We start from the raw sequence: 14,828 nt of genomic DNA, 5'->3' as shown, positions 1-14,828 counted from the left end.
TTTCGCAGGGTCGTCAGTCGTCATAGTAACCGCCGCCCGGCAAAGCTGCCAATGACCTGGAATTTAGGGGCTGTGGTGCGTAAAGCCGCGCCGCAGCGGCCAGGATGGCGCAAATGGCACATGATAGTCTGGCGGTTATCTGTAATAATTACCGTTTTGGTAATAAACCGAGTGAATCATGCAGTACCCGATTAATGAGATGTTCCAGACCCTGCAGGGCGAGGGTTATTTTACCGGCGTGCCCGCCATTTTTATTCGTCTGCAGGGATGCCCGGTAGGCTGTGCCTGGTGCGACACCAAACACACCTGGGAGAAGCTCGCGGATCGGGAAGTGTCGCTTTTCAGCATTATCGCGAAAACGAAAGAGAGCGATAAATGGGGCGCTGCGAGCCCGGAAGATCTGCTGGCAGCGATTGAGCGCCAGGGATATACCGCGCGCCATGTGGTGATAACGGGCGGTGAGCCGTGCATCCACAATCTGCTGCCGTTAACCGAGATGCTGGAAGCGCAAGGTTTTAGCTGTCAGATTGAAACCAGCGGTACGCACGATGTGCGCTGCACCACCGGCACCTGGGTGACCGTCTCGCCGAAAGTGAATATGCGCGGCGGTTATGACGTGCTGGACCAGGCACTGATGCGTGCTGATGAGATTAAGCACCCGGTTGGGCGTATGCGCGATATCGAAGCGCTGGATGAGTTGCTGGCGCGCCTGCATGACGAGCGCCAGCGCGTGATTGCGCTCCAGCCGATAAGCCAAAAGGACGACGCGACACGCTTGTGTATTGAAACCTGCATCGCCCGTAACTGGCGGTTGTCGATGCAAACGCACAAATATTTGAATATTGCATAAAAAAAGGAGCCAACGGCTCCTTTTTTTATGCGTGATTGGCGGCGGGTAAGCAAAGCGCCACCTGCCAACAGATGCTACTAAACCTTATTCGCCGCGATATACGCAGCCCGCAGTACAGGTTTCTTTGATCATCACGGCGCTCAGCAGCGGCAGGCGTGGTTTCATTTGATCCCAAATCCAGCGCGCCAGCACTTCGCTGGTCGGATTCTCAAGGCCCGGAATATCGTTCAGATAATAGTGATCCAGGCTATCGTAAATCGGCTTAAACGCGGCTTTCAGCTCGGCGAAATCGATAATCCAGCCGGTATGCGGGTCCACCTCGCCCGTAATCTCCAGGCGCACCATAAAAGAGTGTCCGTGCAGGCGACCGCACTTGTGGCCTTCAGGAACGTGGGGCAGTCGGTGAGCGGCTTCGAAGATAAAATCTTTAAACAGGGTGGTAGGCATAACACAGTCTCAGTTTTGCTAAAAAAACCGCCGCATAGTACCGGAATTGACCGTTTTTAGCATTAACGAAAACCGCCCTGTGCGATAACCCCGCTATCGGTGCGCCGTTATTTTTTTATTTCATTAATTATCAGTACCTTAATTAACCTGTTTTAACGCTCAGGCTTATTGGTAAAAGCGGTTAGTCCGTTTGGTTATTTATTATTTCCATCCCTTCTTTAATTGTTATTATCGCCGCCGTTAACCTTACTTTCTCTTCTGTTTTTGCAATGAAAAACAGCTTTGCTACTGGAACATAACGACGCATGACGAATCAGGCCCCACCGAACGCTTTGCTCCCGCTCAGCCCGGAGCAGCTGGCTCGCCTTCAGACGGCGACTCATGATTTCACCCCCACGCAGCTGGCCTGGCTTTCCGGCTACTTCTGGGGAATGGTTAACCAACAGCCCGGTGCTGCCGTGGTGCAAACGCCCGCGGCGCCTGCGTCGGTCATTACGCTTATTTCCGCTTCTCAGACCGGTAATGCACGCCGCGTCGCCGAAGCGTTGCGCGACGATTTGCTGGCGGCACAGCTTAACGTGAACCTGGTGAATGCCGGCGACTACAAATTCAAACAAATCGCCCAGGAAAAGCTGCTGGTCATCGTCACCTCCACGCAAGGGGAAGGGGACCCGCCGGAAGAGGCCGTCGCGCTGCATAAGTTTCTGCTCTCTAAAAAGGCACCGAAGCTCGACGGCGCGGCCTTTGCGGTCTTTGGGCTTGGCGACACCTCTTATGAGCGCTTCTGCCAGTCCGGTAAAGATTTCGACGGCCGCCTTGCGGAACTGGGCGCAGAGCGTCTGCTCGATCGCGTCGATGCTGATGTCGAATACCAGGCGGCCGCCCAGGCATGGCGCGCGCGCGTGGTTGAGGTTCTGAAAGCTCGCGTGCCGAAAGAGGCGCCCTCTCAGGCGGCGTTAACCGCCAGCGGCACCGTCAATCAGGTGGATTCCACGCCGTACACCAAAGAAGCGCCGCTTACCGCCACGCTTGCTGTGAATCAGAAAATCACCGGCCGCGATTCGCAAAAAGATGTGCGTCATATCGAAATCGATCTTGGCGATGCCGGGCTGCGCTACCAGCCGGGCGACGCGCTTGGCGTCTGGTATCAGAACGATCCGGCACTGGTGCAGGAACTGCTTGAGCTGCTGTGGCTGAAAGGCGATGAGCCCGTCACGGTGGGCGACAAAACGCTGCCGCTTAGCGAGGCGCTGCAGTGGCATTTTGAGCTGACGGTTAACACCGCAGCTATCGTTGAGAACTACGCCACGCTGACCCGCAGTGAAACGCTGCTGCCGCTGGTGGGCGATAAAGCGAAGCTTCAGCACTACGCTGCGACGACCCCCGTCGTCGATATGGTGCGTTTTGCGCCAGCCCAGCTTGATGCAGAGCAACTGCTCGGCCTGCTGCGCCCGCTCACGCCGCGTCTCTACTCCATCGCCTCGTCGCAGGCGGAAGTGGAAAGCGAAGTGCACATCACCGTGGGCGTGGTGCGTTTTGATATCGAAGGCCGCCAGCGTGCGGGCGGGGCCTCCAGCTATCTCGCGGATCGTCTTGAAGAGGACGGCGAAGTGCGCGTGTTCATTGAGCACAACGATAACTTCCGCCTGCCCGCCACGCCGGAAACGCCGGTCATTATGATTGGCCCTGGCACCGGCATCGCGCCATTCCGCGCCTTTATGCAGCAGCGTGAGGCGGACGGCGCCACCGGTAAAAACTGGCTCTTTTTCGGCAACCCGCACTTTACTGAAGATTTCCTGTATCAGGTCGAGTGGCAGCGCTATGTCAAAGAAGGCCTGTTAAACCGCATCGACCTTGCCTGGTCCCGCGATCAGGAACATAAAATTTACGTACAAGATAAAATCCGCGAGCAGGGCGCGGAGCTGTGGCGCTGGATTCAGGAAGGCGCGCACCTTTATGTCTGCGGCGACGCCAATCGCATGGCGAAGGATGTCGAGCAGGCTTTACTGGAAGTGATTGCGGCTTACGGCGAGATGGATGCCGAAGCGGCGGATGAATATTTAAGTGAGCTGCGCGTTGAGCGCCGTTACCAGCGAGACGTCTACTGATGAGCGAAAAATACCCAGGACCTTTGGTGGTCGAAGGAAAACTTTCCGATGCGGAACGCATGAAGCGTGAAAGTAACTTCCTGCGCGGCACCATTGCCGAAGATTTACATGACGGGCTGACCGGTGGGTTTAATGGCGACAACTTTCTGCTGATCCGTTTCCACGGGATGTACCAGCAGGACGATCGCGATATCCGCGCCGAGCGTGCGGCCCAGAAGCTGGAGCCGCGTCACGCCATGATGCTGCGCTGCCGTCTGCCGGGCGGCATCATGACGCCGCAGCAGTGGCTCTCCATCGATAAGTTCGCCGAAGAAAACACGATTTACGGCAGCATCCGTCTGACTAACCGCCAGACGTTCCAGTACCACGGGCTGCTGAAGAAAAACGTGAAGCCCGCGCACCAGATGCTGCACTCCGTGGGCCTTGATGCGCTGGCGACCGCCAACGACATGAACCGTAACGTGCTGTGTACGTCTAACCCGGTTGAGTCGCAACTGCATGCCGAGGCGTACGAGTGGGCGAAGAAACTCTCTGAGCATCTGCTGCCGCGTACCCGCGCTTATGCGGAAATCTGGCTTGATAAAGAAAAAGTGGCGACCACCGATGAAGAGCCGATTCTCGGTGCCACTTATTTGCCGCGCAAGTTTAAAACGACGGTTGTGGTTCCGCCGCAGAACGATGTCGATCTCCATGCTAACGACATGAACTTCGTGGCGATTGCGGAGAACGGCAAGCTGGTGGGCTTTAACCTGTTGGTCGGCGGTGGGCTTTCTATCGAGCATGGCAACAAGAAAACGTACGCCCGTACCGCGACCGAGTTCGGCTATATTCCGCTGGAGCATACGCTTGCCGTGGCGGAAGCGGTGGTAACGACCCAGCGCGACTGGGGTAACCGTACCGATCGTAAAAACGCGAAAACCAAATATACGCTGGAGCGCGTCGGGCCGGACGTTTTCAAAGCCGAAGTGGAGCGCCGCGCGGGCATTACGTTTGCGCCAATTCGCCCCTATGAATTTACCGGTCGTGGCGATCGCATCGGCTGGGTGAAAGGCATTGATGATAAATGGCACCTGACGCTGTTTATCGAAAACGGCCGCATTCTTGATTTCCCAGACAAGCCGCTCAAAACTGGCCTGAAAGAAATCGCGAAAATCCATAAAGGCGATTTTCGCCTGACTGCTAACCAGAACCTGATTGTGGCGGGCGTGCCGGAAGGTGACAAAGCGAAGATCGAACAGATCGCACGCGCGCATGGCCTGATGGAAAGCGTCACACCACAGCGCGAAAACTCAATGGCCTGCGTGGCATTCCCGACCTGCCCGCTGGCGATGGCGGAAGCGGAGCGTTTCCTGCCGCAGTTTATCGACAAAGTGGATGGGATCATGGCCAAACATGGCGTTGCGGACGAGCACATTGTGTTGCGCGTCACCGGCTGCCCGAACGGCTGTGGTCGTGCGATGCTGGCGGAACTGGGTCTGGTCGGCAAAGCGCCGGGGCGTTACAACCTCCATCTTGGCGGTAACCGCATTGGCACCCGTATTCCGCGCATGTACCGTGAGAATATTACCGAGTCCGAAATCCTCGATACCATCGATGAGCTGGTCGGCCGCTGGGCGCAGGAGCGCGAAGCGGGCGAAGGGTTTGGCGATTTCACCGTACGAGCCGGGATTATTCGTCCGGTACTCGACCCGGCACGGGATTTCTGGGAATAAGCTCCTAACCCTCGCCCGGGGCGAGAGCGTAACCGGCGCAGATTCAAATTAACCATGGCTGTCTTCCCCCTCTCGCTTTTAGGGAGAGGGGCGGGGGTTACCATTAAAGACGCGAGGTTTACATGTCCGTACTCGATCTCCAGACGCTGAATGCGCTTGAAAAAAACGAACGTGCCGAGGCGCTCGCTGATACCAACGCGCAGCTTGAGGCGCTTGACGCCGAAGCGCGCGTCAGCTGGGCGCTCGACAACCTGCCGGGCGAGTTCGTGCTTTCATCAAGCTTCGGTATCCAGGCGGCAGTCAGCCTGCATCTCGTCACGCAACAGCGCCCGGATATTCCGGTCATCCTCACCGATACCGGCTATCTCTTCCCGGAAACGTACCGCTTTATCGATGAACTGACGGATAAGCTCAACCTGAACCTGAAAATCTACCGTGCGGCACAAAGCCCCGCCTGGCAGGAGGCGCGCTATGGCAAACTGTGGGAACAGGGCGTTGAGGGTATCGAGAAATACAACGATATCAACAAAGTGGAGCCGATGAACCGCGCGCTCAACGAACTCAACGCGCAGACCTGGTTTGCTGGCCTGCGCCGCGATCAGTCCGGCAGCCGGGCGAATTTACCGGTGCTTGGCATTCAGCGCGGCGTCTTTAAAATTCTGCCGATTATCGACTGGGACAACCGCACGGTGTATCAATACCTGCAAAAACACGGGCTGAAATACCACCCGTTGTGGGACGAAGGCTATCTGTCGGTGGGGGACACGCACACCACCCGTAAGTGGGAGCCAGGCATGGCGGAAGAAGAGACGCGCTTTTTCGGTCTCAAACGCGAATGCGGCCTGCACGAAGGCTAACGAAAAGCGCGCCCGGGGGCGCGCTTTTTACTTCTCGGCTTTCGCGAGCGTTTTCACAAGCGGCAACAATACCCGCATCACGTCGCGACAGCGCTTCTCAATACGGCCCGGCAGCGCCTTATCCAGATATTGCAAATTATCCTCGCGGGCATGATGGGCTACCGCGCCGATGGCGTGACGGCCACGATGGCGGGTCGGGTCGTTTACTGCAGAAATCGACAACACCGGAATACCGGCTTTATCAAAGGCCGCGGCGTCGTTATCTACAGGCATCGCACTACTGGCGGCAACCGGGATGCCGAAGCGGCGCGCCAGTTTCAGCGCATTGTCGCGCGTAAGCGCTCGCACGGCCGCGGGTGTGCTCTTACCACTGGTGAAGGCGAGTTTATCGCCCGCGACCAGTTGGCTGAGGTTAATGACCAGCAGCGTCTGTTTTTTTTCAATCGCGCTCATGCGCTTAAGCAGATTCTCCGCGCCCATGCCGCCTTCTTCTTCACCGCTGGTCGCAATAAAGCGCACGCCATAGCGCGTCGGGACATCCTTCAGGCGCTCCGCCAGCTCCAGCATCACGCCTATGCCTGCCGCGTTATCATCCACGCCCTGCAGCGTCAGCCCACCCAGATTATGATCGACATCGGCGTCATTGAGTGGCGCGTAAGTGTCCAGGTGCGCCATGACGATAATCTGCTGCGGCTCGCTGCCCTCATGGGCGGCGATAACAGTGCTGCCGGTGACGTTCTGCCAGTTGGTACGGTTATCTCCGGCGGTATAGATATAGCGGCTGTGAAACGCGCGAATATCACTTCGGTAGCCAAGGCGTACGAACTGCTGGCGCAGATAATCGGCGGCAAGCATCTCGGCGGGCGAGCCGGTCATGCGGCCAGGGAACAGGGTAGCCATGTGACGAGTTTGCTCGCTGGCGATATCACCGGGATGTAGAGTTTGCGAAACAGCGGGCAGGGTGAAGCATACGCTCAGCGCCAGGCTCAGAGTGCCGCGGCGCACTGCGGAAAACATAGAATATCCTTACTCAAAAAAACACGACCAGATAATGGCGCTTAGTATGAAACTGTGACGGCGGTTACACAATTGAAATGCGGTTAAACGCCCGAAATTTCACGGCTTAAGCACTTTTTGAGATTTGTATTTCTGGTGCCTTATTCCTTTGTGGAACTATAAATGCCAATTCGTAATTTCATCTGTTATCAGCCTCCCCCTATAGTCCCCTCTGGTCCCCTGTTGTTAGCGAGTTGTATCGCCGTGGAATATCTCCCGTTATTTGCTCAACTGAAACAGCGCCCGGTACTGGTCGTCGGCGGTGGCGAAGTCGCGCTGCGTAAAATCGCGCTGCTGCGTCGGGCGGGCGCCTGTGTCTCGGTGGTGGCGAAAAAGCTCCATCCGGAACTGGCGGCGCTTGAGCAGGAAGGCGCGCTGCGCTGGCTGGCACAGGCGTTTGAACCCGCGCAGCTTGATGCCGTGTTCCTGGTTATCGCGGCGACCAACGACGCGGCGCTTAATCGCCGGGTGTTTGACGAAGCCAACGCCCGTCAGCGGCTGGTGAATGTCGTAGACGATCAACCGCTGTGCTCCTTTATTTTCCCGTCGATAGTCGACCGCTCGCCACTGATTGTGGCTATCTCGTCAAGCGGCAACGCGCCCGTGCTGGCGCGGCTGTTGCGCGAGAAAATCGAATCCCTGCTGCCGGTGAGCCTCGGACGAATGGCCGAAGTAGCGGGCAGTTTTCGCGACCGTATTAAAGCGTGCATACCGACGACCGACGGACGCCGTCGCTTCTGGGAGAAAGCCTTTCGCGGACGCTTTGCGAGCCTCATGGCCGCAGGCGACACCCAGGCTGCCGAAGCGGTGCTTGAAGCCGAACTCGACGCGCCGCAAACCGCACAGGGCGAAATTTTTCTGGTGGGCGCAGGGCCGGGTGACGCCGGGCTGCTGACGCTTCGTGGGTTGCAGGTGATGCAGCAGGCCGACGTGGTGCTCTATGACCACCTGGTGAGCGACGGCGTGCTGGATCTGGTGCGCCGCGACGCCGACCGGATTTGTGTTGGCAAACGCGCCGGCGCGCATGCCGTCGCCCAGCATGAAACCAATCAAATGCTTGTCGATTTCGCCCGTGAAGGCAAAACCGTGGTACGCCTGAAAGGCGGCGACCCGTTTATTTTCGGGCGCGGTGGCGAAGAGCTGGAGGCGGCGAAAGCCGCAGGCGTGCCGTTTCAGGTGGTGCCCGGTGTAACGGCCGCGAGCGGCGCTACCGCCTATGCGGGCATTCCACTGACCCATCGCGATTACGCTCAAAGCGCCGTTTTCGTTACCGGTCACTACAAACCCGACAGCACTCCATTCGACTGGGCGTTGCTCGCGAAAAGCCGTCAGACGCTCGCCATCTATATGGGCACCATGAAAGCGGCAGAAATCAGCCAGCAGCTTATCGCGCATGGCCGTGACGCTAAAACGCCGGTCGCCGTAATAAGCCGCGGCACGCGCGAAGACCAACGCGTGCTGACCGGCACGCTCGACGCGCTCAGCGTTCTTGCGAAAGACGCGCCGATGCCTGCGCTGCTTGTCGTGGGCGAAGTGGTGCAACTCCACCAGCAGCTCGCCTGGTTTCAACATTCAACCGACGCGGAAGACATTCGTTCTTCCGTGGTGAATCTGGCTTAAGGAAAGGTTATGGATCAAAAACGACTCACTCACCTGCGGCAACTGGAGGCGGAAAGCATCCATATCATTCGTGAAGTGGCCGCCGAATTCTCAAACCCGGTGATGATGTATTCCATCGGTAAAGACTCCAGCGTGATGCTGCACCTGGCGCGTAAAGCGTTTTATCCAGGCACGCTGCCGTTCCCGCTGCTGCATGTAGATACCGGCTGGAAGTTTCGTGAAATGTACGAATTCCGCGACCGTACCGCCAAAGCCTACGGCTGTGAACTGCTGGTGCATAAAAACCCGGAAGGCGTGGCGATGGGCATTAACCCGTTCGTGCATGGCAGCGCTAAACATACCGACATCATGAAAACCGAAGGGCTGAAGCAAGCGCTGAATAAATACGGTTTCGATGCGGCTTTCGGCGGTGCGCGCCGCGACGAAGAAAAATCCCGCGCGAAAGAGCGTATCTACTCCTTCCGCGACCGTTTCCACCGCTGGGATCCGAAAAACCAGCGCCCGGAGCTGTGGCACAACTACAACGGTCAGATTAATAAAGGCGAAAGCATTCGCGTCTTTCCGCTCTCCAACTGGACCGAGCTGGATATCTGGCAATATATCTACCTGGAAAATATCGAAATCGTTCCGCTGTACCTGGCCGCCGAGCGCCCGGTGCTGGAGCGCGACGGCATGCTGATGATGATCGACGACGATCGCATCGATTTGCAGCCGGGTGAAGAGATCAAACCGCGCATGGTGCGCTTCCGTACTCTTGGCTGCTGGCCGCTGACGGGCGCCGTGGAGTCTAACGCGCAGACGTTGCCGGAAATTATCGAAGAGATGCTGGTCTCCACCACCAGCGAGCGGCAGGGCCGCGTAATTGACCGCGACCAGGCAGGCTCAATGGAGCTTAAAAAACGTCAGGGTTATTTCTAAGGAGCCGCCATGAACACCACTATCGCACAACAGATCGCCAAAGAAGGCGGCGTGGAAGCCTATCTGCACGCCCAGCAGCACAAAAGCCTGCTGCGCTTTCTGACCTGCGGCAGCGTGGATGACGGGAAAAGTACCCTGATTGGCCGCCTGCTGCACGATACCCGCCAGATTTATGAAGATCAGCTCTCGTCGCTGCACAACGACAGCAAGCGTCACGGTACCCAGGGCGAGAAACTCGATCTGGCGCTGCTGGTAGACGGCCTGCAGGCCGAGCGCGAGCAGGGCATTACTATTGACGTGGCGTACCGCTATTTCTCGACTGAAAAACGTAAATTCATTATCGCGGATACCCCAGGGCATGAGCAGTACACCCGCAACATGGCGACCGGCGCGTCCACCTGCGATCTGGCGATCCTGCTGATGGATGCCCGTAAAGGCGTACTGGATCAGACCCGCCGCCACAGCTTTATCTCGACGCTGCTCGGCATTAAGCATCTGGTCGTGGCCGTTAACAAAATGGATCTGGTGGATTTCAGCGAAGAGACCTTCGAGCGCATTCGTCAGGATTACCTGAGTTTTGCCGAACAGTTGCCAGGTAATCTGGATATCCGCTTTGTGCCGCTCTCCGCGCTTGAAGGCGACAACGTGGCGATGCAGAGCCTGAATATGGCCTGGTATACCGGCCCGACGCTACTGGAAGTCCTCGAGAATATTGAGATCCAGCGTGTGGTTGATGAGCAACCGCTGCGCTTCCCGGTGCAGTACGTCAACCGTCCGAACCTGGATTTCCGCGGCTACGCAGGCACCGTTGCGGGCGGCGTGGTGAAAGTGGGCCAGCGTGTGAAAGTGCTGCCGTCCGGCGTGGAGTCCAGCGTGGCGCGCATCGTGACCTTTGACGGCGATTTGCAAGAAGCGGGCGCGGGCGAGGCCGTCACGCTGGTGCTGAAAGATGAAATTGACATCAGCCGCGGCGATCTCGTGGTCGATGCTTCCGGCCACGTTGACGCGGTACAAAGTGCGGCGGTCGATGTCGTGTGGATGGCGGAGCAGCCGCTCGTACCGGGCCAGAGCTACGACATTAAAATCGCCGGGAAGAAAACCCGCGCGCGCGTTGACAACATTCAGTATCAGGTTGATATCAACAACCTGACCCAGCGCGTTGTGGAGAATCTGCCGCTGAACGGCATTGGCCTGGTTGACCTGACGTTCGACGAGCCGCTGAACCTCGATAAATATCAGGAGAACCCGGTGACCGGCGGCCTGATTTTCATCGACCGTCTCTCAAACGTCACCGTGGGCGCGGGCATGGTGCGCGAGCCGCAACAGAATGTGTATCAGGAACCTTCCGCCTACAGCGCGTTTGAGCTGGAACTGAATCAGCTGGTTCGCCGCCACTTCCCGCACTGGGGCGCGCGCGACCTGCTGGGGGGAAAATAATGGCGCAGCATGACGAAAACGTCGTCTGGCACGCTCACCCGGTGACGGCGGCGCAGCGCGAGCAACTCCACGGTCATCGCGGCGCGGTCTTGTGGTTTACGGGGCTTTCGGGCTCCGGTAAATCCACCGTCGCGGGGGCGCTTGAAGAGGCGCTCCACCAGCTTGGCGTCAGCACCTATCTGCTCGACGGCGACAATGTGCGCCACGGGCTGTGCCGCGATCTGGGCTTTAGCGATGACGATCGTAAAGAGAACATTCGCCGCGTCGGTGAAGTGGCGAAGCTGATGGTAGATGCGGGGCTGGTCGTGTTGACCGCATTTATCTCGCCGCACCGCGCCGAGCGTCAGATGGTGCGTGAACAGCTAGGCGAAGGGCGCTTTATCGAGGTGTTTGTCGATACGCCGCTGACGGTGTGTGAAGCGCGCGATCCGAAAGGGCTTTATAAGAAAGCCCGTGCGGGTGAGCTGCGCAACTTCACCGGCATTGATGCGGTGTATGAAGCGCCACAGACGCCCGAAATTCATCTCGACGGTCAACAATTGGTAACAAATTTGATTGCGCAATTGTTAGACCTGCTGCGTCGCGAAGATATCATCAAATCCTGAGACCGCGCCGGGAGTGCTTTTCCCGGCCTGTCACGTCACAGGATAAGCTATGCGTAATACCACGAACATGATTGTCTCCCAGGCGGATACCGCGCCTGCCGTCGAAGAAACCACCTGGGCCTGGCCTGGCGCCGTGGTGGGCTTTATCTCGTGGCTGCTGGCCCTTGGCGTTCCCTTTCTCCTCTACGGCTCTAATACGCTCTTTTTTCTGCTCTACACCTGGCCGTTTTTTCTGGCGCTTATGCCGGTGGCCGTCGTGGTAGGCGTGGCGGTGTTCTCGCTACTGGAGCGTAAGCTGGTCTACAGCACACTCGCTACGTTAATAAGCGTCGGGATGATGTTCGGGCTGCTCTTTATCTGGCTGGCGAGCTGACGTTTCGCGTTTTTCACACTCTCTCAACAGGCGCATGCGCATCGGCGCGCTTTCTGTGGTACATTCTGCCGCTGTTTAATTTCTTAACCTGCACGTCGTAGCAAGCCGGGTAGAGTCCGGCGGGAAGTTATGGGATGATAAAGCCGTTTTTCAGGGGGCAGAATGGGTAAACTAACGCTGCTATTGCTGGCTTTGCTGGTCTGGCTACAGTATTCGCTGTGGTTTGGAAAAAACGGCATCCACGACTATTCCCGCGTAGCCGACGACGTCGCAGTGCAGCAGGCTACCAACGCCAAACTCAAAGCGCGTAACGATCAGCTTTTCGCCGAAATCGACGATCTCAATGGCGGTCAGGAAGCTATCGAAGAGCGCGCGCGCAACGAATTAAGCATGACCAAACCGGGCGAAACCTTCTATCGTCTGGTGCCGGACGCCGCAAAACGCGCCGGTGGGCCTGCGCAAAATAATCGATAACCAGAAGCGGGTTTTTCACATGGCGCCTTCCTTTGCGGACGTGATTGCCGTGGTGCCGGCGGCCGGAATCGGCAGCCGTATGCAGACGGAATGTCCAAAACAATACCTCACTATCGGGAACCAGACGATTCTCGAACACGCGGTCGCGCCGCTGTTGCAGCATCCGCGCATCAGCCGGGTGATCATCGCTATCAGTCCCGCTGACACCACCTTTGCCCGGTTGCCGCTGGCGGCGCATCCTGATGTTCAGGTCGTGCGCGGCGGCGCGCAGCGTGCCGACTCTGTTCTGGCGGGCCTTCAGGCCGCAGGCGACGCGCGTTGGGCGCTGGTGCATGACGCCGCGCGCCCGTGTTTAGACGCACAAGATCTGGTGCGCCTGCTGGCGCTGACCGAAACCAGCAACGTGGGCGGCATTCTTGCGGCTCCGGCCTGCGACACCATGAAACGCGCGGAGCCGGGCAAACCGGCCATCGCACATACGGTGGATCGCGAAAACCTCTGGCACGCGCTGACGCCGCAGCTTTTCCCGCTTGAACTGCTGCGCGACTGCCTGACGCGCGCGCTCACAGAAGGCGCGACGATCACGGATGAGGCCTCCGCACTCGAATATTGCGGGTTTCATCCGGAACTGGTCACGGGCCGCTCAGACAATATTAAAGTTACCCGCCCTGAGGATTTGGCTCTGGCGGCGTTTTATCTTACCCGGTTAACCTCAATGGAGACGGCATAATGCGCATCGGACATGGTTTTGACGTACACGCCTTTGGAGGCGTCGGCCCGATTATTATTGGTGGCGTCCGTATTCCTTATGAGCAAGGTCTGCTGGCGCACTCTGACGGCGATGTAGCGCTCCACGCCCTGACCGACGCGCTGCTTGGCGCGGCGGCGCTTGGCGATATCGGCAAACTCTTTCCGGATACCGACCCGGCGTTTAAAGGCGCCGACAGTCGCGAGCTGCTGCGTGAAGCCTGGCGTCGCATTCAGGCGAAGGGCTACACGCTTGGCAACGTCGATGTCACCCTCATCGCCCAGGCACCCAAAATGGCCCCGCACATCCCGCAAATGCGTGTGTTTATCGCCGAAGATCTGGGATGCCATATGGATCAGGTGAATGTGAAAGCGACCACCACTGAAAAACTCGGCTTTACCGGGCGCGGCGAAGGCATCGCCTGCGAGGCCGTCGCGCTGCTGATGAAGGCTGGCGCATGAGTGATTTCAACACGCTGACCTGGCTGCACGGCCAGCCGCATGGGCAGGGGCGTCTTAAAACAAGCCCAACGGATTTTCGGGTCGTTGAGGATTTAGGCTTCGCGCCGGACGGCGACGGCGAACATCTGCTGGTGCGGATTCGCAAAACCGGCTGCAATACCCGTTTTGTGGCGGATGCGCTGGCGAAGTTTCTTGGCATTGCGGCACGCGAAGTAAGCTTTGCGGGGCAAAAAGATAAGCATGCGGTTACCGAACAGTGGCTGTGCGCGCGCTTACCCGGCAAAGAGATGCCCGCCATGCGCGCGTTTACGCTTGAAGGCTGCGAGGTGCTGGAATTCGCGCGTCATCGCCGCAAGCTGCGCCTTGGCGCGCTGAAGGGCAACCGTTTTTCGCTGGTGCTGCGCGATATCACCGATCGTGACGAGGCGCAAACGCGGCTACAGGCTATTGCTGAAAAGGGCGTGCCGAACTACTTTGGCCCGCAGCGCTTCGGCATCGGTGGGAGCAACGTGCTGCAGGCAAAGCGCTGGGCGCAAACCGGGCAGCCGCCGCGCGAGCGCAATAAACGGGGTTTCGCGCTCTCTGCCGCCCGTAGCCTGATGTTTAACCGGCTGGCAAGTGCAAGACTGCAAAAACCAGAGGCGCATCAGGTGGTCGACGGCGATGCGCTACAGTTAGCCGGGCGCGGAAGCTGGTTTGTCGCAACGGCCGAGGAGCTGCCTGATTTACAGGCGCGCGTGGAGAGTGGCGATCTGCTGATTACCGCGGCGCTGCCCGGCAGCGGCGACTGGGGCCCGCAACGCGCGGCGCTGGCGTTCGAGCAGGAAACTCTTGCGGATGAAACCGAACTGTTATCGTTGCTGACCCGCGAAAAAGTGGAAGCCGCGCGCCGCGCGATGCTGCTGTTTCCACGCGAAATGCGCTGGCATTGGCAGGATGATGCCACTCTGGAGGTGAGCTTCTGGCTGCCGGCTGGCAGTTTCGCCACAAGCGTCATCAGGGAGCTTTTCAATACCTCGGACGAGCACGCGGATATCAGCGAATAGCAAACCGTTCTGCGCGGTTGTCTTAGCGACGCATTAAAAAACCGCCCCCTGGGGCGGTTTTTTGTTGCGTCGCTTCCCCGAACAATCCGCGGCCGGCTTGTTTAAGCTTGATATTC

15 protein-coding genes are annotated in these 14,828 nt (G+C 58.2%); 13 read left to right on the top strand and 2 right to left on the bottom strand.

From position 1 onward, the window contains the following. The first annotated feature begins 178 nt into the window (after window positions 1–178). Window positions 179–850, top strand: coding sequence for a 7-carboxy-7-deazaguanine synthase QueE (queE, locus tag AFK62_RS15695; protein ID WP_007663600.1), 672 nt, complete (start codon window positions 179–181; stop codon window positions 848–850). Window positions 851–934: 84 nt separating this feature from the next. Here the strand turns inward: queE and queD are convergent, their stop codons facing one another. Then, window positions 935–1,297, bottom strand: coding sequence for a 6-carboxytetrahydropterin synthase QueD (queD, locus tag AFK62_RS15690; RefSeq protein ID WP_004387911.1), 363 nt, complete (start codon window positions 1,295–1,297; stop codon window positions 935–937). Window positions 1,298–1,602: 305 nt separating this feature from the next. On the opposite strand from queD, the gene cysJ reads away from it, so the two are divergent. The 3 genes from cysJ to cysH all read left to right on the top strand — a co-directional run bounded on the left by cysJ (window position 1,603) and on the right by cysH (window position 5,974). Further along, entirely contained in the window at window positions 1,603–3,405 is a 1,803-nt protein-coding gene (gene cysJ, locus AFK62_RS15685) for an NADPH-dependent assimilatory sulfite reductase flavoprotein subunit (RefSeq protein WP_007663591.1), read from the top strand. Continuing rightward, a complete protein-coding gene (cysI, locus tag AFK62_RS15680; RefSeq protein WP_053532019.1) occupies window positions 3,405–5,117 on the top strand; it encodes an assimilatory sulfite reductase (NADPH) hemoprotein subunit in 1,713 nt (570 codons plus the stop codon). The genes cysJ and cysI overlap by 1 nt, the downstream gene beginning before the upstream one ends. Window positions 5,118–5,239: 122 nt before the next feature. Beyond that, window positions 5,240–5,974 carry a phosphoadenosine phosphosulfate reductase gene (cysH, locus tag AFK62_RS15675; RefSeq protein WP_007663587.1) on the top strand — a complete coding sequence of 245 codons (735 nt, stop codon included), beginning with the start codon at window positions 5,240–5,242 and terminating at the stop codon, window positions 5,972–5,974. Window positions 5,975–6,001: 27 nt separating this feature from the next. Here the strand turns inward: cysH and AFK62_RS15670 are convergent, their stop codons facing one another. After that, complete coding sequence (locus tag AFK62_RS15670; RefSeq protein ID WP_007663585.1) at window positions 6,002–6,991, bottom strand: aminopeptidase; 990 nt, start codon at window positions 6,989–6,991, stop codon at window positions 6,002–6,004. A 243-nt stretch (window positions 6,992–7,234) separates the two neighbouring features. On the opposite strand from AFK62_RS15670, the gene cysG reads away from it, so the two are divergent. The 9 genes from cysG (at window position 7,235) to truD (ending at window position 14,712) form a co-directional block, all read left to right on the top strand. Continuing rightward, window positions 7,235–8,650 (top strand): siroheme synthase CysG, encoded by a 1,416-nt coding sequence (cysG, locus tag AFK62_RS15665; RefSeq protein WP_007663583.1) that lies wholly within the window; start codon window positions 7,235–7,237, stop codon window positions 8,648–8,650. Window positions 8,651–8,659: 9 nt separating this feature from the next. Then, window positions 8,660–9,568 (top strand): sulfate adenylyltransferase subunit CysD, encoded by a 909-nt coding sequence (cysD, locus tag AFK62_RS15660; RefSeq protein WP_007663581.1) that lies wholly within the window; start codon window positions 8,660–8,662, stop codon window positions 9,566–9,568. Window positions 9,569–9,577: 9 nt separating this feature from the next. Then, window positions 9,578–11,005: a sulfate adenylyltransferase subunit CysN gene (cysN, locus tag AFK62_RS15655; RefSeq protein ID WP_007663578.1), complete on the top strand. Its 1,428-nt coding sequence runs from the start codon at window positions 9,578–9,580 to the stop codon at window positions 11,003–11,005. Next, window positions 11,005–11,610, top strand: a complete 606-nt coding sequence (gene cysC, locus AFK62_RS15650; RefSeq protein ID WP_007663576.1) for an adenylyl-sulfate kinase — start codon at window positions 11,005–11,007, stop codon at window positions 11,608–11,610. Before cysN ends, cysC begins: the two co-directional genes overlap by 1 nt. A 49-nt stretch (window positions 11,611–11,659) precedes the next feature. Next, window positions 11,660–11,983 (top strand): DUF3561 family protein, encoded by a 324-nt coding sequence (locus AFK62_RS15645; protein ID WP_032983868.1) that lies wholly within the window; start codon window positions 11,660–11,662, stop codon window positions 11,981–11,983. A 162-nt stretch (window positions 11,984–12,145) separates the two neighbouring features. Beyond that, the gene (gene ftsB / locus AFK62_RS15640) at window positions 12,146–12,457 is read left to right on the top strand and encodes a cell division protein FtsB (protein ID WP_007663569.1); all 312 of its coding nucleotides are present in this window, start codon (window positions 12,146–12,148) and stop codon (window positions 12,455–12,457) included. Window positions 12,458–12,476: 19 nt separating this feature from the next. Then, window positions 12,477–13,187 carry a 2-C-methyl-D-erythritol 4-phosphate cytidylyltransferase gene (gene ispD / locus AFK62_RS15635; RefSeq protein ID WP_007663564.1) on the top strand — a complete coding sequence of 237 codons (711 nt, stop codon included), beginning with the start codon at window positions 12,477–12,479 and terminating at the stop codon, window positions 13,185–13,187. Then, entirely contained in the window at window positions 13,187–13,666 is a 480-nt protein-coding gene (ispF, locus tag AFK62_RS15630; protein WP_007663563.1) for a 2-C-methyl-D-erythritol 2,4-cyclodiphosphate synthase, read from the top strand. The genes ispD and ispF overlap by 1 nt, the downstream gene beginning before the upstream one ends. Continuing rightward, complete coding sequence (truD, locus tag AFK62_RS15625; protein WP_007663561.1) at window positions 13,663–14,712, top strand: tRNA pseudouridine(13) synthase TruD; 1,050 nt, start codon at window positions 13,663–13,665, stop codon at window positions 14,710–14,712. The genes ispF and truD overlap by 4 nt, the downstream gene beginning before the upstream one ends. The last annotated feature ends 116 nt before the right edge of the window (window positions 14,713–14,828 follow it).

The organism is Cronobacter condimenti 1330 (genome assembly GCF_001277255.1).
Lineage (GTDB): Bacteria > Pseudomonadota > Gammaproteobacteria > Enterobacterales > Enterobacteriaceae > Cronobacter > Cronobacter condimenti.
The sequence above is the reverse complement of the archived record's forward strand: the minus strand, read 5'-3'. Positions and strand labels throughout refer to the sequence as shown.